This is a genomic window from Halomonas sp. McH1-25, from assembly GCF_022348165.1.
Taxonomy (GTDB): domain Bacteria; phylum Pseudomonadota; class Gammaproteobacteria; order Pseudomonadales; family Halomonadaceae; genus Modicisalibacter.
On the sequence record NZ_JAKRFI010000007.1, the window covers coordinates 88,116 to 107,472 of the forward strand.

Annotated in this window: 18 protein-coding genes; 8 read left to right on the top strand and 10 right to left on the bottom strand. The window is 63.3% G+C overall.

Features of this window, described 5'->3' with window-relative positions; all coding sequences use genetic code 11:
- Nucleotides 1–145 precede the first annotated feature (145 nt).
- On the top strand, nt 146–457 hold the full coding sequence (locus MHM84_RS16685; RefSeq protein ID WP_239267471.1) for an I78 family peptidase inhibitor: 312 nt from the start codon (nt 146–148) through the stop codon (nt 455–457).
- Nucleotides 458–462: 5 nt separating this feature from the next.
- Here the strand turns inward: MHM84_RS16685 and MHM84_RS16690 are convergent, their stop codons facing one another.
- Complete coding sequence (locus MHM84_RS16690) at nt 463–1,065, bottom strand: LysE family translocator (protein WP_239267472.1); 603 nt, start codon at nt 1,063–1,065, stop codon at nt 463–465.
- A 94-nt stretch (nt 1,066–1,159) separates the two neighbouring features.
- Here MHM84_RS16690 and MHM84_RS16695 point away from each other — a divergent pair, with 94 nt between their 5' ends.
- Both MHM84_RS16695 and MHM84_RS16700 read left to right on the top strand, forming a co-directional pair.
- Nucleotides 1,160–2,551 (top strand): PLP-dependent aminotransferase family protein, encoded by a 1,392-nt coding sequence (locus tag MHM84_RS16695; protein WP_239267473.1) that lies wholly within the window; start codon nt 1,160–1,162, stop codon nt 2,549–2,551.
- 59 nt (nt 2,552–2,610) lie between these two features.
- Nucleotides 2,611–3,654 carry a hypothetical protein gene (locus MHM84_RS16700; RefSeq protein WP_239267474.1) on the top strand — a complete coding sequence of 348 codons (1,044 nt, stop codon included), beginning with the start codon at nt 2,611–2,613 and terminating at the stop codon, nt 3,652–3,654.
- A gap of 14 nt (nt 3,655–3,668) precedes the next feature.
- Here MHM84_RS16700 and MHM84_RS16705 read toward each other — a convergent pair whose 3' ends face one another.
- Complete coding sequence (locus MHM84_RS16705) at nt 3,669–4,697, bottom strand: ion transporter (RefSeq protein WP_239267475.1); 1,029 nt, start codon at nt 4,695–4,697, stop codon at nt 3,669–3,671.
- Between the two features lie 36 nt (nt 4,698–4,733).
- The gene (locus MHM84_RS16710) at nt 4,734–5,261 is read right to left on the bottom strand and encodes an acyl-CoA thioesterase (RefSeq protein WP_239267476.1); all 528 of its coding nucleotides are present in this window, start codon (nt 5,259–5,261) and stop codon (nt 4,734–4,736) included.
- Nucleotides 5,262–5,418: 157 nt separating this feature from the next.
- Between MHM84_RS16710 and MHM84_RS16715 the strand changes: the two genes are divergently transcribed.
- Nucleotides 5,419–5,721: a hypothetical protein gene (locus MHM84_RS16715; protein ID WP_239267477.1), complete on the top strand. Its 303-nt coding sequence runs from the start codon at nt 5,419–5,421 to the stop codon at nt 5,719–5,721.
- Between the two features lie 19 nt (nt 5,722–5,740).
- Here MHM84_RS16715 and MHM84_RS16720 read toward each other — a convergent pair whose 3' ends face one another.
- Nucleotides 5,741–7,051, bottom strand: coding sequence for a TIGR00366 family protein (locus MHM84_RS16720; protein WP_239267478.1), 1,311 nt, complete (start codon nt 7,049–7,051; stop codon nt 5,741–5,743).
- 86 nt (nt 7,052–7,137) lie between these two features.
- The gene (locus tag MHM84_RS16725) at nt 7,138–8,472 is read right to left on the bottom strand and encodes an MATE family efflux transporter (protein ID WP_239267479.1); all 1,335 of its coding nucleotides are present in this window, start codon (nt 8,470–8,472) and stop codon (nt 7,138–7,140) included.
- A 189-nt stretch (nt 8,473–8,661) separates the two neighbouring features.
- Here MHM84_RS16725 and MHM84_RS16730 point away from each other — a divergent pair, with 189 nt between their 5' ends.
- Entirely contained in the window at nt 8,662–10,068 is a 1,407-nt protein-coding gene (locus MHM84_RS16730; protein ID WP_239267480.1) for an alginate export family protein, read from the top strand.
- Between the two features lie 233 nt (nt 10,069–10,301).
- Here MHM84_RS16730 and MHM84_RS16735 read toward each other — a convergent pair whose 3' ends face one another.
- From MHM84_RS16735 to MHM84_RS16745, 3 genes are all read right to left on the bottom strand, one after another.
- A complete protein-coding gene (locus MHM84_RS16735; protein ID WP_239267481.1) occupies nt 10,302–10,550 on the bottom strand; it encodes a YfhL family 4Fe-4S dicluster ferredoxin in 249 nt (82 codons plus the stop codon).
- Nucleotides 10,551–10,581: 31 nt separating this feature from the next.
- Nucleotides 10,582–11,079, bottom strand: a complete 498-nt coding sequence (gene coaD, locus MHM84_RS16740; protein ID WP_239267482.1) for a pantetheine-phosphate adenylyltransferase — start codon at nt 11,077–11,079, stop codon at nt 10,582–10,584.
- Nucleotides 11,080–11,176: 97 nt separating this feature from the next.
- Nucleotides 11,177–13,075, bottom strand: a complete 1,899-nt coding sequence (locus tag MHM84_RS16745; RefSeq protein WP_239267586.1) for a beta-ketoacyl synthase N-terminal-like domain-containing protein — start codon at nt 13,073–13,075, stop codon at nt 11,177–11,179.
- A gap of 230 nt (nt 13,076–13,305) precedes the next feature.
- On the opposite strand from MHM84_RS16745, the gene MHM84_RS16750 reads away from it, so the two are divergent.
- The 3 genes from MHM84_RS16750 to dacB all read left to right on the top strand — a co-directional run bounded on the left by MHM84_RS16750 (nt 13,306) and on the right by dacB (nt 15,919).
- The gene (locus MHM84_RS16750) at nt 13,306–14,004 is read left to right on the top strand and encodes an SAM-dependent methyltransferase (RefSeq protein WP_239267483.1); all 699 of its coding nucleotides are present in this window, start codon (nt 13,306–13,308) and stop codon (nt 14,002–14,004) included.
- 88 nt (nt 14,005–14,092) lie between these two features.
- The gene (locus MHM84_RS16755) at nt 14,093–14,422 is read left to right on the top strand and encodes an SMR family transporter (RefSeq protein ID WP_239267484.1); all 330 of its coding nucleotides are present in this window, start codon (nt 14,093–14,095) and stop codon (nt 14,420–14,422) included.
- 51 nt (nt 14,423–14,473) lie between these two features.
- On the top strand, nt 14,474–15,919 hold the full coding sequence (gene dacB / locus MHM84_RS16760; protein ID WP_239267485.1) for a D-alanyl-D-alanine carboxypeptidase/D-alanyl-D-alanine-endopeptidase: 1,446 nt from the start codon (nt 14,474–14,476) through the stop codon (nt 15,917–15,919).
- Nucleotides 15,920–15,934: 15 nt separating this feature from the next.
- Here the strand turns inward: dacB and MHM84_RS16765 are convergent, their stop codons facing one another.
- Both MHM84_RS16765 and MHM84_RS16770 read right to left on the bottom strand, forming a co-directional pair.
- Entirely contained in the window at nt 15,935–16,684 is a 750-nt protein-coding gene (locus MHM84_RS16765; RefSeq protein WP_239267486.1) for a DUF481 domain-containing protein, read from the bottom strand.
- Nucleotides 16,685–16,781: 97 nt separating this feature from the next.
- On the bottom strand, nt 16,782–19,307 hold the full coding sequence (locus tag MHM84_RS16770) for a penicillin-binding protein 1A (RefSeq protein ID WP_239267487.1): 2,526 nt from the start codon (nt 19,305–19,307) through the stop codon (nt 16,782–16,784).
- Between the last annotated feature and the right edge of the window lie 50 nt (nt 19,308–19,357).

Here is a 19,357-nt window from a genome sequence, read left to right on the forward strand (position 1 = left end):
CGGTTCCTTTCGCGTGGCGTAGCGGTCCTGACCGGGCCCTGACACGCGGTGACAACCAGAGCCTAGCGTATTCTGCATGTGAGGCTCTACTTTCAGTAAGTTACCCAGGTGCACGAGGCGCCGCCAACCAGTAAGGAGAAACGACATGAAACGAATCGCGCTGTCAGGTGCCTGCGCCATGCTATTGGCAGGTTGCGCCCCGTCACCCTCCCCCGACCCGGCCCCACCGCCACCGCCCATGCAGGAAAGTGGCGGGGAGTGCGATGCCACGGCGATCCAGGACTACCGCGGTGAAGAATACCGCGCCGCCCTGGAACAGATACTCGCCAACCAGAGCGGGGCGCAGCGGGTACGGGTCATCCGGCCCGGCGAAAGCTATACCATGGACTATCGCCCCGAACGCCTGAACATCCACCTCGATGAGCAGGGCACGATCAGTGAGCTGAGCTGCGGCTGAACCAGTCAGCCCAGGATGAAGATCACGCAGGCGGCGGTCATGGCTCCCATGGTGACGTTGAAGACACGCCAGCTACGTGGCGTATGAAGCAAGCGCCCGATGGCGATGCCGAAGCCGGCCCATAGCGAGATGCAGGGTAGAGCGATGAGTTCCGCAAAGCCGGCCAGCAGTAGGGCGTTGAGCCACGTGCTGCCGTCTGCCGGCAGAAACCCGGCCATCAATGCCAGGCCCATGACCCAGGCCTTGGGATTGGCGAACTGGAAGGCGGCCGCCTGCCACAAGGTCAGTGGGCGGCCCGTACCGCGTAGGGCCAGATCGGGAGGCGGTGCCGAGGCGATCTTCCAGGCCAGATAGAGCAGATAAGCGCTACCGAGAATCTTCAGCAGCGTCTGGAACAGCGGATAGCGTTCGAACAGCAGCCCCAGACCCAGGGCGATTGCCGTGAACAGCACGAAGCAGCCGGCCATGATGCCTAGAATGTGCGGGAGTGTGCGCCAGTAGCCGTAGTTGGCGCCGGAGGCCGTCAGCATGAGGTTGTTGGGGCCGGGAGTGATGGTCATCGAGATCATGTATAGAGCGGCGGGCCCAAGGAATGCCAATCCTTCCATTTTGTATCCATACAATTTTGATTTTTAGTTCAACACTTTCGCTATATCGGAGCATAATGGGTACAAATGCTGCGTCAACGGAATTATTGTCACCATGACAATCTGGGTTCCTCAATTACCGGCCACGGGCGTGCGTTATCGGGCGCTGGCCGATGCCATTGGCGATGCGATCGCCAGCGGTGAGCTGGACGAGGGTATGCGGCTGCCGCCCCAGCGGCGCCTGGCCGATACACTGAGCGTTACCGTGGGTACCGTGACGCGCGCCTATGCCGAGGCCGAGCGGCGGGGACTGGTCGAAGCCAGGGTGGGTAGCGGTACCTACGTGCGGGGCCGTCAGACCACTGCAGCGTTTCGGCAGGTCGCTGCTCAGGCCGACGAAAGCTGCATCGATCTCAGTCTTAGCCTGCCGCCACCGCATCCCGACCGGCCGCGAGGGCTCGGCGACATCCTCGAGGCCATTGGCCATGACCCGCAGGCACTGATGCAGGCGGTGGATTATCAGCCGGAGCAGGGCGTGTTCCGCCATCGCGCCACGCTGGCGCACTGGATGACCCGGCTCGGCCTCCCCGTCGATGCCGATGAGCTCATGATCACGCTTGGCGGCCAGCATGGCATCAGCCTGGCCCTGCAGGCCCTGGCTCAGCCCGGCGAGCGCGTTGCGGCCAGTGCATTGACCTATCCAGGACTGATCGCGGCGGCCCAGCAGCTGTACCTGAAGCCGCTGCGTGTACCGTTGGACGATGAGGGCATGGATATCGATGCCCTGGCCCGCTTGTGTGCCCAGCAGGCGCCACGCCTGGTGTATATCACGCCGGACATCAACAACCCCACCGGCGCCTGCCTGTCCGAGGCACGCCGGCACGCCTTGGTTGCGCTGGCGCGACAGCACGATTTCTGGATCGTCGAGGATGGCGTGCAGTACCTGCCCGCCGAGGAGCGAGGAACGCCACTGTATCGGCTGGCACCGGAGCGCACTCTCTATCTGTTCAGTACCTCCAAGGTCATCGCCGGCGGGCTGCGTATCGGCACGCTACGGGCGCCGCCTACCTTGACCGAGAGACTGGGGGCCCTGCAGAGAGCCCAGAGCTGGATGGTGCCTCCGCTGATGGCCGACATCGTCTGTCGCTGGATCGACAGCGGTGCCGCCGAACGCCTGCTCGACTGGCAATTGGGAGAAATCGCTGTGCGCCAGGCGCTGGCTCAACGTTATCTGGCCGGCTACGGGGCACGTGGACGACCGCATGGCTTCCATCTCTGGCTACCGTTGCCGTCCGGACTTCGCGCGGCAGCCTTGATTCAGCAGCTCGAGCGGCGCCAGGTGCGTGTCACCAGTGCCGAGCCGTTCTGCGTCGGCAGCGAGCCGGCCCCGCAGGCGGTCAGGCTTTGCGTCAGTGCTGCAGCGAACCGTGACGCGCTGAGCCGCGCGCTCGAATTGCTGGTATCGCTGCTCCAGGCGCCGCCGGCCAGCCCATGGCGCACGCTGTGACTTGCATTTTTCGTCGCTGCAGAGCAGCGTCGTAGTACATCGAACGATCAGGAGACGACATGATTCGAGCCAAGGTACTGTCTCACGGCACCGTACACTGCTTCCCCGCCGGCTTGCGCGACGAGCGCGAGAGACTGGTCAACGCCGAAGTGTCGGCCGTGGTCTACGACGGCAGCCGGCTGATCCTGGCCAGCGACAAGCCGGTACCCGGTCATGGTCGTTCGCCGGTGTTCGCCGTGGACATCGATGAGCGGGGCATTCCGGACGACTCGACCCTCTGCTACTTCACGGCGGACGCCATCGTTCGCGCCACCAAGTACGAAGACTTCGCGCTGACCGTCGAGGGCAAGCACATTCTGGCCACCACCGGCTTCGATCGCATCGACGACGTCAGTCACGACCTCAACGCCTATAACCATCTGCTGATCTGGCCTCTCGGTGAGCCGGAGCGAGTCCAGGTCGTCGATCCCGACCCACGCGATGGTGTCGAGGGATCGCTGGAACTGCGCGCCAAACTCGATGCAGCCATCGGCACTCCCTATTACAAGATCGAGGGGCTGGCGGCGATACCCGGCGAGCAGGGCGACGGTCTGCTGATGTTCGGGGTCCGCGAACAGGGCAATGCGCATGACGACTTCGATTACGTCTGTCGTACGGTCGGCGCGCACTATCGGATCACGTCTGCGGGGAACCTGGAATTCATCGACGAGCTACGTAGCCTGTATGCCTTCGATCCGGGAATGCATGCCGGCGTGAACCACACCTGCGGCCTGTCGAGCCTGGAGTACGATCCTTACAACGCGCGTCTCTACCTGCTCACCAGTTTCGAAACCGAGGCGGAGGGCGTGGCCCAGATCGGAGGTTACCTGTGGGTGATTTCCCTGGAGGATTTGGCTGCCGGACGCGAGCCTCAGTTGGTCTGCGACGAGCAAGGCGAGGTGCTGGTGTTCGAACACAAGGCCGAGGGGCTCGCCGTGCTCGACGAGACGCGCCTGTTCGTCGCCTACGACAACGACCGTCATCTGGGGCTCGGCTCGATCGACGAGCGGGACGAGCGCCACGCCTGCGAGGCGCCGTTCACCGTGCTCGCCATGAACGAGTGAGCGGACCGCATGCCTCATTGGGGCGGGGCCATGTCGTGCTCGGCGTATTTATCGCGCCATTGCTTCACGGCCACCTGCTCCTTGAGCAGTTCCAGCACATCGATCAAGACGCGCTCGGTGATGCGATCGGTACGCCGGTCGGTGATCAATAGCGCGTCGAAACCGCTGTCGGCCATCTGGCGTATCAGTTGGGTGAACTCGGGAGAGTTCAGACCGACAATCGCCTCGCGCACCAGCCGGTTGGCGATATCGCTGATGGTCTGGTCCATGGCGGTGGCGAGCTGATCGCCGAACGGCAGGCGGCGCAGGCGCTGTATCTCGGGACTGTCCTGCATGGTGCGGCCGACCAGCGCGCTGACATAACGGGCGATCAGCGGCTGGTTGCGACGGCAGGTGTCGCCGAGTGTCGCCTCCAGTCGCTGGGTGATCTCGTCGACCAGCTGTTGCTTGCGTGGTGCGATGATCTCCTCGGCGATACGCCGCGAGAAGGCGTCGCTGTTGCGGATCTCTTCCTGGACGCTGCCGATCAGCCGGATCGCTACACGATCAGAGACCTCCTCGAGAAGAATGTCGTAGTACTTGGCGATGCCTTCGGCTAACGGCCAGGTGCGGACGTCGATCAATCGCAGGCGCTGCAGGCGATAGAGCAGCGAAAAGACACGCAGGGCGCGCAGCCAGCGCAGCCCGGCCAGTGGAATGCAGCCGAGCACGTCGTACCAGTGAACGAAAGGATAGTAGAACCAGCGTGGATAGCGCCGTTCGGCGATGGCCACCGCCCAGCCGAGCAGGACATCGAGCAGGAAGATACTTACGAATACCAGGTCGATGGTGAAGAAGTTCTCATGAATCGTCTCGTCGTAGAAGCGATACCCCTGCGGGGCGACGGTCTCGAACGCGGTATTCAGCGCCGGAATCAGGAACAGGCTGTCGATGATCAGCAGCGCCAGGTTGATGATGACCAGCGCCAGGATTGTCAGGTCCCAGATCAGGTGCACGCGCTCATTGCCCCGATGCAGGCCACGGTGGGGTGTCTGCGTCGTCATTCGACCTCCTTGTCGCTATTCACGGTGGTTGTCGGATCAGCCGATCCGCTGGCCGCCCGGCTGTTCGGCGTAGTGGTTCTCATGGGTTCGTCGCGCTTCCTCCTCGGCTTCCTTGCGTAGCTTCTTGCGCAGTGCCGCCTTTTCGAAGCGCAGTTTCTGCAGGGGCGTTTTCAGTGCCAGGGGTGGCACCTTGGCGGGACGTCCGTTTTCGTCAACGGCCACCATGGTGAGGTAACAGCTATTGGTGTGTCGAATCACCTTCTCGCGTATGGATTCGGCCACCACCTTGATGCCGATTTCCATGGAAGAGCTGCCGACATGGTTGACACAGGCCAGGAACGTCACCAGTTCTCCAACATGGATCGGTTGCTTGAACAGCACCTGGTCCACCGACAGGGTCACCACATAACTGCCGGCGTAGCGACTGGCGCAAGCGTAGGCGACCTCGTCGAGTTTCTTGAGGATCGCCCCGCCATGCACTTTGCCGCTGAAGTTGGCCATGTCGGGAGTCATCAGCACGGTCATGGATAGCTCGTGCTGGCGGGGAAGGTCGTCGGGCGTCATGGTCGATTTCCGTCAGGTTGATTATTTCGACTAGGGTTATCCTGTTCGCAGGGGATTGTCCTAGCCTGCGAATTCCTCGGGCGGCTTGGTATGCTGGCCGGGAAATGTGCTGTACTGCAAGATAAATGGATCGTTTCGAGTGAGGAGGAGGAACCGCATGGAAACAGCATATCGCGTAGGTGCCGAGGTATGGACCTCCGGCAACGAGAAAGTTGGTACGGTGGATGTGCTTGGTGACAACTACGTTCGCATCGTCGCGGCGGATGGCAACGGCTCGTTCCGCTGGATCGCTTATGATCTGCTGGAAGCCAGCGGCAGCGATCACCTGATTCTGCAGGGAGACGTCAGTCGGATCCTGACCTCGCCGCCGGTGGGCGAAAGCGATGCCATCGCCGACGAGGCCAGTGCCGACTCGTTTCCCGCCAGCGATCCGCCGGGCTATACCCCGGACAAGACCTGATTCGTACACCAGGACTGTCCTATAGGAAAGTCAGGCCCAAGGCGATGATCGCGCCGGTGATGACCAACTGGATCAGGCAGAATCCCATGATGTCCTTGGCTTTGAGCCCGGCAATGGCCAGTACCGGCAGGGCCCAGAACGGTTGCAGCAGGTTGGTCCAGGCGTCCCCCCAGGCCACGGCCATGGCGATCTTGGGGACGCTGGCGCCAAGCGCCTCTGCAGCCGGCAGCATCACCGGTGCCTGCACTGCCCACTGGCCCCCGCCCGAAGGCACGAACAGATTGAGAATGCCGGCGCTGATGAACGACCAGAATGGCAGGCTGTCGGCGTCGGCAATCGACACGAAACCCTCCGACAGCGTTTCCGCCAGTCCCGACTCCACCATGATCGCCATGATGCCGGCATAGAAGGGGAACTGGATGACGATGCCCGCACCGCCCTTGATGGCTTCGTGCAGGCTGTTCAGCAGCGCACGGGGCGTGCGATGCAGCACCAGGGCCAAGAACAGGAACAGGAAATTGACGATGTTCAGGTTGAGCCCGCCGCCACGCAACACGAAGTGATCGAGCAGAAACAGCAGACCGGGGATGCCCACCAGCCAGGACAGCGCCACACTGTTTTCGAGATGTTCGGCCGGGCGCGCCGGCAGATAGCGGTGCGGTGGTGCATCCTCCAGCCTGTCGCGCTCGACGAATACGCTCTCTTCCTCGTCGGGTAGCATCCAGCGGTTCACTAGCGGCACCACGACGAACAGCACGGCCACGATGGCCAGGTTGTACAGCGCAAAGATCGTCTCGCTGGTGGGGATCACACCGATGCGATCCGCCGCGAAATGGCCTTCGGTGGCAATGACCAGCGGGATCGAACCGGCCAAACCGCCATGCCAGACGACGAAGCCCGAATAGGCGCTGGCGACCAGCAGCCGATAATCGACGCGTACCTGGCGGGCGAGTTCCTTGGCGAACAGGGCGCCGACCACCAGCCCGAATCCCCAGTTGATCCAACTGGCGGCCAGCGACACCACACTGACCAGGACGATGGCCTTTGCCGCGTTGTCGGCCTGTGAGGCGAGCCTGGCGAGCAGGCGCCTGACCGGCGGTGAACTGGCCAGCATGAAGCCGGTGACCAGCACCAGCAGCATCTGCATCGAGAATGTCAGTAGATTCCAGAAGCCGTCGCCCCAGTAACGCAGCACGGCAAGAGGCGTCTGCCGTTCCACGCCGATGGCCGCAGCGGCGGCCACCAGCGTCAGCAACAGAACGAAGACATAAGGGTCGGGCAGGTAGCGCTCGACCAGCTTGACGGCTGGCCGAGAAAGGAACTTGAGCATGAGGGTTCTCGACAGAGCGGATCCTTGAGTAACGTAGCGTAAGTTGGCGGCTTTGCCTGTACCTCTCTGGTCGCACGCCGCTGCGATCAGGTTGCTGTGGCTGCATTCCAGTATTTGTGCCGGTAATGACGGTAGTAAGCGCCGAGCGTGGCCGAGCGCACCAGGGTGAACAGAGTGAAGGACAGCCACAGGCCATGATTGCCGAGCCCCGCTCCGATGTGCTGCGTCAGCCACCAGGCCGGTAGATAGACGGCCAGGCCGGCAAAGATGCTGTTACGCATCTCGCGGGTGGCGGTGGCGCCGATGAACACGCCATCGAGTAGATAGCTCCACACCGCCAGGGCCGGCATCAGCACCATCCACGGCAGAAATTCCGCTGCGGCGGCACGCACCGTGTCGAGATCGGTCAGCAAGGAGATCAGCCACTCGCCAGCAAGCGCGAAAACCAGCATGGCGGCACCGGCCGTCACTAGCGAGAAGCGGGTGGCGGCACGCACGAAGGCCGTGAATGCCGGCCAGTCGCGGCTACCGATGGCGCGTCCGCTCAGCGCCTCGACGGCGTGGGCGAAGCCATCGAGACCATAGGACGTCAGCATCACGAACTGCAGCAGCACGGCGTTGGCGGCCAGTATGACGTCGCCCTGGCTCGCTCCCTGCGAGGTGAAGAACGCCATGGCGAACAGCAGGCCCAGCGTGCGCACGAACAGATGGCCGTTGACCTGGAGCAGCTCGCGATAGGCCAGCAGCTTCAATAGGCGATCGCGCAGAAAGCGCCCCTGTAGCGAGACGAGCTGACGCTTGACCAACCACAGGCCGAGCGCCAGGGCGGTATAGTCGGCAATCGCCGTGGCCCAGGACACCCCATCGCTGGTCATGCCCAGACCGACCACGAACCACAGGTCCAGCGCGATATTGACGCTATTGGTGGTGATCATGAGGATCAGCGTCACGCGGCTGTTCTGCTGGCCGAGGAACCAGCCGAGGATGGCGTAGTTGGCCAGCACGGCCGGCGCCGAAAGGATGCGGATGTGCGCATATTCTTCGGCCAGGCGCGTGGCCTCGGCGCTGCCGTCGAGCAGCCACAACCCCAAGGCGATCAGCGGCTGCGAAAAGACGATCAGCAGCATGCCGATGACGCCGGCCATGAAAAGCGCTTGGCCGAGCAGGTTGCGGACTGTCGTATCGTCCTCGCGGCCGGCGGCCTGGGAGGTCAAGCCGGTGGTGCCCATGCGCAGAAACCCGAAGCCCCAGTACAGGAAACTGAACAGCGTGGCCCCCAGCGTCACCCCCGCCAAGTATCGCGACTCGGGCAGGTGGCCGACCACGGCGGTATCCACCAGGCCCAGCAGTGGCACGGTGATGTTGGACAGAATAATGGGCCAGGCCAGCATCCATACGCGCCGGCCTGCCGAGGTGGACATGTTCACTCCGCTTCCTTGGGCTGCTCATCGGTGACGCGCGCAGCATACCATCGCAAGGCGCAATCGCGGGCAGGACGCCATTGGCTTGATCCGCCCTGCGTCTTCTAAGGTAAAGGGAATCGTTGCGTCCGGTTCGGCTTTCGGCGTGCCAGGGCGCAATCTGCCCGGCGATCCCAAGGAGACACCGCCATGATTCGCCCCGTGTCGAGTTCCCAGCTCCGCTTGCTCCGGCTGTTGCCTGGCCTGGGGGGCGCGGTTTTGCTGCCGATGACGTCGTTCGCGGCCGTGACCGACCTCGATTACGTCGAGGCCGGCATCAAGCCACCCTCGGCCCCGCATACGTTGTACGAAAGCGTCGATGGACGTCGTTACGTCAACGCTGGGCTGATGCTCTACGGATTCGGTGCAGTGACCGACGACGTCAACTTCGGCTCGGCGTACAGCATCGACGGGGCAGCCCCGACCCAGGAGGATCCCGCCTGGTGGGAGGCCGTGATCCAGCCTGCCCTGACGGCCGGCTGGAATACCCGGGCAGGCACGTTCTTCGCCGGCCTGCAGGGCAGCTATGCGCTGACCCGGGGCAGCCGTTACGGTGACGCCGCCGGTGCGACGCCGGGCCACCCCGAGCATGCCCGCCTCGATCGTGCCTACGTAGGATGGCGGAGCGCAGGCCTGTGGGCGGATTCGTTGGGCGAAGATGCGCTGACCCTGTCTTTCGGCGATCAGAAATTCATCTTTGGCGACGGTTTCCTGGTCGGCGATGGTTATACCGACATGGGCCGCTATGCCGCGTATTACATCGGTCCTAGTGAGAGCTTCGAGAATTCCGCGATTCTATCGCTGGATAGCCACAGCTGGCACGGCGACCTGTTCCATCTCGAGCAGGAACAGGACATCGGCAGCGGCGACGAGGAAAGCACGCACGCCAATGGCGTCAACGTGGATTATACCTGGGGCGACCGGGCCAAGATCGGTGCCGCCTATGTGCATACCTACGCCAGCGATATCGCCACCCGCGAGGGCATGGATGTGTACAACCTGCGTGCCAAGGGCAAGCCGCTGGCCAGTGTGCCCGGGCTGGCGCTAGGCGGCCAGTGGGTTCACGAGACCAACGACGAGCAGAACATCGACGAGACCGGCTGGTACCTGCAGGCTACCTACACCTTCCATGACAGGCCCTGGCGGCCCCAGGTGCTTTATCGCCGCGCGGAATTCAGCGAGCGCTACGACACGCTGTTCTACGATTTTGCGGGCGGCTGGGGCAACTGGTTCATGGGCGAGATCGTCGGTGAGTACATGTTGTTCAACAGCAATCTCGACATCGACATGATCAAGGCGTCAGTCAAGCCACGCGACGACCTGGAAACCGGCCTGATCGGCTACCGTTTTCGCTATCACGACAGTGCCGCGGCAGGGGCCGACGACAAGGATTTCGCACGGGAGCTGAACCTGTATGCCGACTGGACGGTGACCGAGCGGTTCTTCCTATCGGCAATCTATGCCGTGGCCTTTCCCGGAGAGGGCGCTGACGAGCGCTTCATGGGCAACGATGAAACGGCACAGCTCTTCGAAGTGTTTGCCTCATACCGCTTCTGAGGGCTCGAGCCTCGAGGGGCCATCCTTGGCCGTGCTGCGTTGCATCCTGCTTGGGTAAGCTAATGTTAATTTGCATTAAGTAAAAGATGGATTCCATCATCGCTGAGCATGAAAATGCCTCATTGATGGTGGGGCGTTACGAAAAAGCGCGGCGTCATGACATGACTGCCTCGCGATGCAGGGCGTCGCGAGGCAGCGAATCGGATAACGGAAAGCGACGGTCGGCAACGAAATCAGGCAGCAACGATGATGTGATACTTTTCCATCAGTTGCTCATGGGTTTCCTTGCGCTCCGGGTCGAGCGGTATGCAGTCGACCGGGCACACCTGCTGGCATTGCGGTTCGTCGTAATGGCCTACGCATTCCGTGCACCGATTGGGATCGATGACGTAGATCTCTTCGCCGGGGGAAATGGCGTCGTTGGGGCATTCGGGCTCACAAACGTCGCAGTTGATGCATTCGTCGGTGATCATCAGGGCCATGCTTCAATCCTCGCTGCGTGGTGAGCGACCATCACTGGCCAGGACGCTGAACGGAATCATAGTGCGCGCGCAGCGCGTCAGCGACCCTGGGATGGACCAGCCGACTGACGTCGCCGCCCAGGCGCGCAATCTCACGCACGATGGTGGCGGAAATATAGGAGTTCTCGACCGCTGGCGTCAGGAACAGACTTTCGACATGCGGTGCCTGGGCGCGGTTCATGTTGGCCAGCTGCAATTCATATTCGAAGTCGGACACCGCACGCAGGCCGCGCAGGATGATGCGCGCCCCCTGCCGATCGAGCAGTTCGGTGAGCAGCGAGGCGAAGCCGACGACCTCGACGTTGCCGAGCCCCTCGGTCACGTCACGTGCCAGATTCACGCGCGTGTCCAGGTCCAGCGTCGGTTTCTTGCCGGGGCTGGCTGCCACGGCAACCACCACCCTGTCGAAGATGCGTGCGGCACGCTCGATCAGGTCGAAATGGCCGTTGGTGATGGGGTCGAAGGTGCCGGGATAGACCACGATATTCATGGGTGCATCCTGTGCCGGGGCGGAACGTCCCGGCACAGGAAGTGCCGGGGCAATAGGGTACCCGAAGCGTCTGTCAACGACAATTGGCGTCGCTGGTCTATGCCTCGTTACATGACTCGTCGTCGAGACGACCGTAAGGGTTGTCCACGGCCAGTGAAACCGGCTTGGCGTACCCTGGAATATGGATGGTCTGGGCATCGATCGCCAGCTCGGGTCCTTCCAGTACGCCTTCGCCGAAACGATAGATGACGCTGAAGTTCGCGGCATCGGCGCGCTGTAGATAGGCGTCGCTGGCGGCCTGGGTCACTTCGCAGCGCCGTTGCCAGCGCGTCACGGCCTCCTGGCCATGGCGCTGGACCAGCAGTCGCTCGGTCACCTCGGGTGACAGCACCACCCCGGTGGCGTTGTTGCCGCCGAAGCCCTTGGCATTGATGAAGGCGACATCGGCCGTGAAAGGCAACGGATCGAGGAACAGGGCCAGGCGCTCGGCGTAGACGTCGTCGGCCACGGCGTCCAGGTGCGGCAGGCCCGGGATCAGGCCATGCGCGAAGGAGCCCAGTGCGCTGGCCAGCTGATCGCCGGCGGCGCTGCCCTGGGAATGGCCGACGAAGGTCTTGATGCCGGCCACCGGCCACGAGTGGATCTGGTTGGCACGTGCGATCTCATCGAGCACATGCGACTCGGTAACCCGGTTCTTGGGCGTGCTGGTGGCATGCGCATGCACGAAGCTGCGCTCGCGCACGGCGCGCTCGCCGAGCATCTCCGTGGCCAGCCGTACCGCCTTGCCGAGGGTGATGTAGTTGCCGATCCCGGGCGCCGAGATCGAACGCTTCCAGCCGTCGGCATTGACGAACACGCCGGGCACCGACCCGAGGATACGCGCCCCGGTTTCCAGGGCGAGGGTGTCGTCCATCAGCAGCAGGAACTGGCTGGCCTCGGCAATGGTGAATCCACAGTTGCGGGCGAAAGGGCGGCAGGCGCGCTGATAGTCGGCGTCGGTCAGCAGGGTCAGTGCATCCAGTGCCTTGAGGCTGTCGTCATCGGCCAGCGCGCCCATGGCGCGAAACCCCTCGATGACCTCGGGAGTGATCGGCGCATCGCTGGTACCGACCATGACGATGCGACGGCGGCCACTGCGAATGTCCTCGACGCCCAGGCGCAGGTTATAGAGGAAGCTGGCACAGGCACCCTGAACGGCGCCGGTAGCTCCCACGCTGCCCAATACGTAGGCATTGAGAAAGTCGGCGGGCATCTGGCCGTACCCTAGCGGCATCTGCTTGGAGGTGGTGCGGTTGCCCGATACGAAACTCTTGAGCAGGCCGCCCCAGCCTGGGTCGTCCAGCTGGCCGATGGAGTTGCCGGCATACACGGCGATCTGGTCGGGATCCAGGGAGTCGCGCAGACGTTCCCAGTCCAGTCCGCTCTGACCCAGACAGTCGCTGGCGCCGAACACCGCCATCGACAGGCCGCGGGGATGGTGTACGCTGCGATACAGCTCGCTGGGCTGGAATCCGCTGGGCAACTGGCCGGCGGTGCGCACCTGGGCCGAGCGACGCTCGGGCATGAGAACGTCGAGCGTGCCGGGCGGGATGCTGACCTCGACTTCCCGGTTGTCCAGTTCGCGCACGTCCCAGTCTAACGGCAGCGGCTCCGGAAGCTGGCGGCGGCGTACGCGAAAGACCAATGGTGTGTCATGGCGGAGCTGAGCCTGACGATTGGCGGGGATGCCATCGACGTCGAAATGCGTCGGCTCGATGCGGCGGATCAGCGTCTTCTCGAGGATTCGCTGACGATAGCGCGCCACTACCTCATCGCCCTCGAGACGCTCGCCCTCAGTATCCAGCCAACGACCGTCCGGCTGGCGTTCGACGAGATGCATCATCGCCGCCAGGGCAAGTAGGGTGTGGGTCTGTTCCTGGGCAGGCAAGGCATCGAGTACGGTACGCCGAAACGCCTGATGGCCTGATGTCCTACCTGCGGCATTGACACCGCCCATGCCGACGATCACCGGTAACTGTGACAAGCCGCATCCCTCGTATGCTGTGAGTCTCTACGCGTATGCATATCCTGCGTGGCACGAGTCAGTGCCGATCGATTCTGGGGCGCGATGATAGCACTTGGGCCGTAGTCCCGTCATGACGTCAAGCATGAGTCCTGTCGCTCCGACATTCCAGGCGCTTTGCTGGTAGACTGACTGCCGCTTCCCGATCATTGCCTCGTTTGAGTATGCAAGCCAATTCGCGTTCCATCACGACCAATCAGCACGGGCCGCATGACGAGCTATCGCGGCGGGTCGAACGCGGCCTTACGCACGCGTTGCGCAAGCCCGTAGCAGAGCACACGCAGCAAGCCTTCGCCCATGCCGATGCCTGGCTGAAGGCGCAGCGCGCACCGTTGATTTTCGATGCCGGCTGCGGCGTGGGATTGTCGACTCGGCGCCTGGCGCTCATGTATCCCGACCACGCCGTGATCGGGATCGACCGCAGCGCGGATCGTCTGTCCCGCGAGCATGGCGAGCCGCCATCCAATGCGCTGCTGGTCCGAGCCGACCTGGTCGATTTCTGGCGACTGGCGCTGGCCTCGGGCTGGCAGCCTAGCAGGCATTATCTGCTCTATCCCAACCCCTATCCCAAGGCGGCCCATCTCAAGATGCGCTGGCACGGCCATCCGGTCTTTCCCGCCATCGTGGCGTTGGGCGGGTGGCTCGAGGTGCGTTCCAACTGGCGTCTCTATCTCGAAGAATTCGCCTTGGCCGTCGAGCAAGCGGCAGGCCAGCGGCCCAAGGTCGTCGAGCATTATCCGGCAGGGGAGGGCCTGACTCCCTTCGAGGCCAAGTATCAGGCCAGTGGCCAGGCGCTATGGACGCTGGTGATGGAATTGCCTTATCGGCCCGAGCTGCTGCCGGGGTTAAGCGATATCCGCTAGTGCGCAGCAGCGTCCTGGTTTTCCCGAATGTGCGCGGGGGCTAGACTGTCGTTCCCGTTGCGGTGGTCGATCGTTGAGGAGCGTCTCCATGGGCTATGTGTATCTTTTCGTGGCCATAGTGGCCGAAGTGGTGGGCACCAGTGCCTTGAAAGCGTCCCAGGAGTTCACGCGTTTCTGGCCGAGTGTCGTGGTGGTGGTGGGCTATGGGATTGCCTTCTACATGCTGACCCTAGTGCTGCGCACCGTCCCGGTCGGTATCGCCTATGCATTGTGGGCCGGGCTGGGTATCGTGCTGGTCACGCTAATCGGCGTGCTGGCATTCGGCGAGAAGCTCGATGTGCCCGCCGTGCTCGGCCTGGCCCTGATCATCGCCGGCGTCGTGGTCATCCAGGCGTTTTCACAAGTGTCGGCCCATTAAGCTGCCAGCATGCCCTTTCGCTCTCTTCCGCTATCAGTAAGGTCCTTTTTCATGCCACGCCCGCTCGCCATCTTGCTCAGTCTCCTCGTGCTGAGCGCTGCTCCGCTGCCTGCCGCCATGGCGGCAAGTTTCGAAAACATTGCCCGTCTGGCAAACGAAGGTTATGCGGTGGGTGCCAAGGCTCAACTGCTGGACAGCGGCGACGTGTTGGGTGAAATCGCTGCCGAGCGGCAGCTGTCGCCGGCCTCGGTCACCAAATTGTACGCCTCGGCGGCGGCGCTGGAGCGCTGGGGGCCCCAGCATCGCTTCACGACGCGCCTGGTCACGACGGGGAACGTGGATGCACAGGGAATCCTGCGCGGCGATCTGGTGCTGGAGGGCGGGGGCGACCCGGCGCTGGCTACCGAGGATCTGTGGCATCTGGTACAGGGACTGCGCCAGCAGGGCGTGACAGCGGTGGACGGCACGCTGGTCATCAGCCAATGGCGTTATGGTCCGGTCGAATGCATCACCACCGACCGTTGCGAGTCGCAGGTGCGCTCGGCTCATGCCTACGATGCCCGGCTGTCATCGGCGGCCGTCAATTACGGGAGCTGGTGCGTAAGCGTCAAGCCGGCAGTCCAGGCGGGACTTCCGGCACGCATAGTGAGCTGCGATACCCTCGAGCCGGCCACGGTGGTGGATAACCAGACCACCACCGTGGCCGCCGGGGAGAAAGTCCGCCTGAATGCCGAGCGTGTGACCCAGGAGGGGGTCGACACGCTGCGCATCAAGGGACAGGTGCCGCTGGGCAGTGTGCCTTATCCGGTCTATCGCTCCAGTTCCGATCCCGCACGTCAGACCGGACGTACGTTGCTGGCGTTGCTTGAGCAGAGCGGCGTAGCGGTGAGCGGTGGGTTCGCGACCGGCGACACGCCGCCGCCATCCACGGCCAGACCGCTGGCCGCGGTAGAAGGCAAACCCCTACAGGAGTTGTTGTTGCGAACGCTGAATTATTCCAACAACTTCATGGCGGATGTGCTCAGTCTCAACCTGGTTGACGAGCCGCGCGCCTCGTTGGCTCAAGCCGGCCAGACACTCGAGGCGTTTGCCGAAAGCCTGCCGGGACATGGGCCAGTGACGCTGCTCAGCGGCAGTGGGCTGACCACAGAGAATCGTACCTCGGCGCAGGGCGTGAATGCCTTGCTCGAGGCCATGTATCGGCGTCCTGCCTTGTTCCCGACCTTCGTGGCCGGCCTGCAGTTGCCGGCCAATGGGCCGATGCGCTTCATCCGGCGGGGAAGCGAGACTTTCCGGAGTCACGTCATGCTCAAGACCGGAACGCTCAACGAGCCATTCGCGGTTCGCGCCGTCGGGGGCTACTTCCGAACCCAGAACGGTCGCTGGGGCAGCTTCAGTGTGCTGGTCAACGGCAATGGCGAGACGCCCTACCTGTCCTGGTCCGAGGTGCTGGATCCCCTGGCCGAGGATCTGACGGCAATGATCGAGGCCTATTGACGGTAGCGGCGGGCATTACCAGCTATAGAGCAGCGAGGCGGCGGTGGTGCGGTCGGTGTGCTCGTCGCCGGCCTCGGGCGGGTCGGAGTTGTTCTTGAGCTCATAGGAAATGCGTAGCGCCAGGCTGGCGTTGAGCTGAGTGGTCAAGGCGGAAAAGGCGCGTGTCGTGACGTTCTCGTGAGTGCCCTCGACGGAAAACTCCTGCTGGAAATCCGAGCTGTCGGAAAATTCCCAGAGATAGTCCAGGGCGCCATAGCCGACCGCCAGGTCCTTGTTTTCGCCTTCCTCCAAAGCATCGCGCCGATAGCCTGGTCCGGCTTCGACCGACAGCGTGTGGGTCGGGCCATCAAGCACCTGCCGGCCGTAACCGGCAATCGTCGTGAGCTGATAGTCGTAACCGCTGAAGCGGTCCTTTTCCCAGCGGGCGAAACCGAACAGGTAGTGCGGCCCATCGAGCTCGTAGCGCTCACGCCCCGCGATCAGATATTGCTCTGCGCTGGTGTCTTCATTCTCCTCCACCTTGCGTGTCTCGCCACGTAGGCTGTGTATCCAGCGATCCTTTAGCCAGGTGAAGCGACCCTTGGCAATCAACGTCTCGTTGTTGGTGTTGCCGGAGAGGTGGGTGTAGCCCAGTTCGGCCTGACCGGTGAACTTGGGGGCATCTTCACTGGGTGCCGGTGGCGCATAGAACGCGGCGGCCAGCGACGGCACGAGACATGCCGCTGCGCTGGTAGCGATGAGGGCCGCAAGCCATGGACGAGGCATGTCGAAAACTCCCGGTTCTCTTCGTCATGCAGACAGGTGTCAATACGATCGGTGAAACGTCGCCGCCCGCCGGGACATGCCAGGCGGGCGGCCGTTTTCAGAAGATCGCTTCGTAGGTGCCGGTACCCTGCGAGCCGCTGCTGGTTTCCAATTCTCGCTGGATGCGGCGCGGTGCATAGTCTGGCAGGTTGTCTTCGCGGAACAGCTCCTCGACACCGCCCGGCTGATCGTCATGCAAGCGGCGACCCGTATCGGGATCGATGCGCGCCGTGACGATGCCCTCGGGGCGTTCGGGAACGCTTTCGGGGGTGCCTTCCAGTGCCTGACGCATGAATGCCTTCCAAATCGGCAGGGCGGCCTGGGCGCCATACTCGCCCGTGCTTTCGTTGCTGTCCTTGCCGACCCAGACCGTGGTCACCAGCTCATTGTTGAAACCGGAAAACCAGGCATCGCGCTGCTCATTGGTCGTGCCGGTCTTGCCGACGATATCGCCACGATTGAGTTCGAGCGCTGCGCGTCCCGTACCGTGTTCGATGACGTCGCGCATCATGTCGCGCAGAATGTAGAGCGCCTGCGGGTCGACGACACGTTCAGCGATCGGATAGGTCTTGCCGTCGATCAGCGTCTGGGTGGCGCCCTCGGCACAGTCGGGACAGGCGACCTTGGGGGTTGCCTCGGCTAGCGGCTCTTCCTGGCCGGCCTGCATGACGCGCTGGATATACCACGGCGACACCTTGAACCCGCCGTTGGCGAGGACGGCATAGGCATTGGCCATTTCCAGCGGCGTCAGCGAGGCGCTACCCAAGGCCAGCGACAGACCGTGCGGCAGGCGGCCCTCGGCGAAACCGAAGCGTTCGAGGAACTCCAGGGCGTTGTCCAGGCCCAGCGATTGGAGCACCCGAATGGTGACCAAATTGCGCGACTGATAGAGGCCCACACGCAGACGAGTCGGCCCGCGGAACTCGCCTTCGGAGTTGCCGGGGCGCCAGTCGCCACCGACGTCGCTCATGACTACCGGTGCATCGTTGACCACGGTGGCGGCCGTCATGTCGCCTTGTTGTAGCGCGGCGAGATAGATGAACGGCTTGAAGATCGAGCCGGCCTGGCGGTTGGCCTGGATGGCCCGGTTGAACTTGCTGTGCTCGAAATTGAAGCCGCCCTGCAGCGCCCGGATGGCGCCGGTCTTGGGATCGAGCACCACAATAGAGCCTTCGATACCCGGAGGCTGCGACAGGCGCCAGTTGTCGTCGCCGTCGCGCAGAATGCGCACCAAGGCACCACGCTCGGCGATCTGAGCGGCACTCGTCGGCGCCTCGCCGCGCCATTTCGGGCTACGGTAAGGGCGCGCCCAGCTCATCGCCTCCCAGTCCAGTGTAATCAGCTCGGCATCCCGGGTCAGGACCCGCATCTGCTGACCGTCGGTGGACACCACGATAGCCGGCTGCAACGGTCCGAGTACCGGCGTGCGGTCGAGTACCTTGAGCCAGTTGCTGACATCGCCTTCGATGCCGCTGACCTGAGCCTTGCTGCTCTGTGCCGCCTGGCGCGCAGTCTCCATGACTTCCGGCGATTCGGAAAGCTCTTCTTCCAGGCCTTCGCGCTGAGTGCGGTCCTGCGCCTCGACCAGGCTCGGCGGGATACCGGTTTCCTCGGGGCCGCGCCAGCCATGGCGGCGATCGTACTCGATCAGTCCCTCGACCAGGGCCTGGCGTGCCAAGGGCTGCAGTTCGCTGTCGAGGGTGGTGTAGATACTGTAGCCGCCGGTGTATGCCGCGTCGCCGTACTGCTCGACGGCGTATTGGCGCGCCATCTCGGCGATATAGTCCGCTTCGACCTCGACCTGGACCGTGTGGCGGTGGGCGGTCAGCGGGGATTGCACGGCCTGCTCGTAGGCGGCTTCGTCGATGTAGCCCAGATCGCGCATGCGATAGAGGATCCAGTTGCGCCGGATCAGCGAACGTTCCGGGTTGGCCAGCGGGTTGAAAGCCGACGGCGCCTTGGGCAGGCCGGCGATCATGGCCTTCTCGGCCAGGGTCAGCTCGGCCAAAGGTCTGTCGTAGTAGGTCTCGGCTGCCGCAGCGATCCCGTAGGCCCGGTTGCCCAGGAAGATCTTGTTCACATAGAGCTCGAAGATCTCCTCCTTGCTGAGGATCTGCTCCATCTGCAGGGACAGCAGAATCTCGCGAATCTTGCGGGTGAAGGTGCGATCCAGGGTCAGAAGATAGTTGCGCGCCACCTGCATGGTGATGGTGCTGCCTCCCGACTGGATGTCGCCGCCGCTGGCGATCAGCTCGAAGGCGGCACGCGCGAGGCCCTTGGGGTCGACACCGGGATGGTCGAAGAAGCTGGCATCCTCGGCGGCCAGAAAGGCCTGCACCATGTCCTCGGGAATGGTGTCGTAGGTCACGGGCATGCGCCGTTCCTCACCGAATTCTCCGATCAGCTTCTCGTCACGGGTAAAGATGCGCAGCGGAGTCTGCAGTTCGTAGTTCTGCAGTTGGCGCACGTCGGGCAGGCCGGGCGCGAAATACAGGGCGGCACCGATGACGGCCAGGATGGCGGCAGCGCTCAGCGAGACGATGAGCCACAAGGCCGAAGACAGCAGGCGTCTGAAAAGCTTCATTGAAGGCGGTATCCGTGGTGTTCGGGGGGTGGTCCGGCCGCGAGGAGCAG

Coding starts and splice junctions, on each gene's coding strand:
- MHM84_RS16685 (WP_239267471.1), top strand. CDS start 146: ATGAAACGAATCGCGCTGTCAGGTGCCTGCGCCATGCTATTGGCAGGT.
- MHM84_RS16690 (WP_239267472.1), bottom strand. CDS start 1,065: ATGGAAGGATTGGCATTCCTTGGGCCCGCCGCTCTATACATGATCTCG.
- MHM84_RS16695 (WP_239267473.1), top strand. CDS start 1,160: ATGACAATCTGGGTTCCTCAATTACCGGCCACGGGCGTGCGTTATCGG.
- MHM84_RS16700 (WP_239267474.1), top strand. CDS start 2,611: ATGATTCGAGCCAAGGTACTGTCTCACGGCACCGTACACTGCTTCCCC.
- MHM84_RS16705 (WP_239267475.1), bottom strand. CDS start 4,697: ATGACGACGCAGACACCCCACCGTGGCCTGCATCGGGGCAATGAGCGC.
- MHM84_RS16710 (WP_239267476.1), bottom strand. CDS start 5,261: ATGACGCCCGACGACCTTCCCCGCCAGCACGAGCTATCCATGACCGTG.
- MHM84_RS16715 (WP_239267477.1), top strand. CDS start 5,419: ATGGAAACAGCATATCGCGTAGGTGCCGAGGTATGGACCTCCGGCAAC.
- MHM84_RS16720 (WP_239267478.1), bottom strand. CDS start 7,051: ATGCTCAAGTTCCTTTCTCGGCCAGCCGTCAAGCTGGTCGAGCGCTAC.
- MHM84_RS16725 (WP_239267479.1), bottom strand. CDS start 8,472: ATGTCCACCTCGGCAGGCCGGCGCGTATGGATGCTGGCCTGGCCCATT.
- MHM84_RS16730 (WP_239267480.1), top strand. CDS start 8,662: ATGATTCGCCCCGTGTCGAGTTCCCAGCTCCGCTTGCTCCGGCTGTTG.
- MHM84_RS16735 (WP_239267481.1), bottom strand. CDS start 10,550: ATGGCCCTGATGATCACCGACGAATGCATCAACTGCGACGTTTGTGAG.
- coaD (WP_239267482.1), bottom strand. CDS start 11,079: ATGAATATCGTGGTCTATCCCGGCACCTTCGACCCCATCACCAACGGC.
- MHM84_RS16745 (WP_239267586.1), bottom strand. CDS start 13,075: ATGGGCGGTGTCAATGCCGCAGGTAGGACATCAGGCCATCAGGCGTTT.
- MHM84_RS16750 (WP_239267483.1), top strand. CDS start 13,306: ATGCAAGCCAATTCGCGTTCCATCACGACCAATCAGCACGGGCCGCAT.
- MHM84_RS16755 (WP_239267484.1), top strand. CDS start 14,093: ATGGGCTATGTGTATCTTTTCGTGGCCATAGTGGCCGAAGTGGTGGGC.
- dacB (WP_239267485.1), top strand. CDS start 14,474: ATGCCACGCCCGCTCGCCATCTTGCTCAGTCTCCTCGTGCTGAGCGCT.
- MHM84_RS16765 (WP_239267486.1), bottom strand. CDS start 16,684: ATGCCTCGTCCATGGCTTGCGGCCCTCATCGCTACCAGCGCAGCGGCA.
- MHM84_RS16770 (WP_239267487.1), bottom strand. CDS start 19,307: ATGAAGCTTTTCAGACGCCTGCTGTCTTCGGCCTTGTGGCTCATCGTC.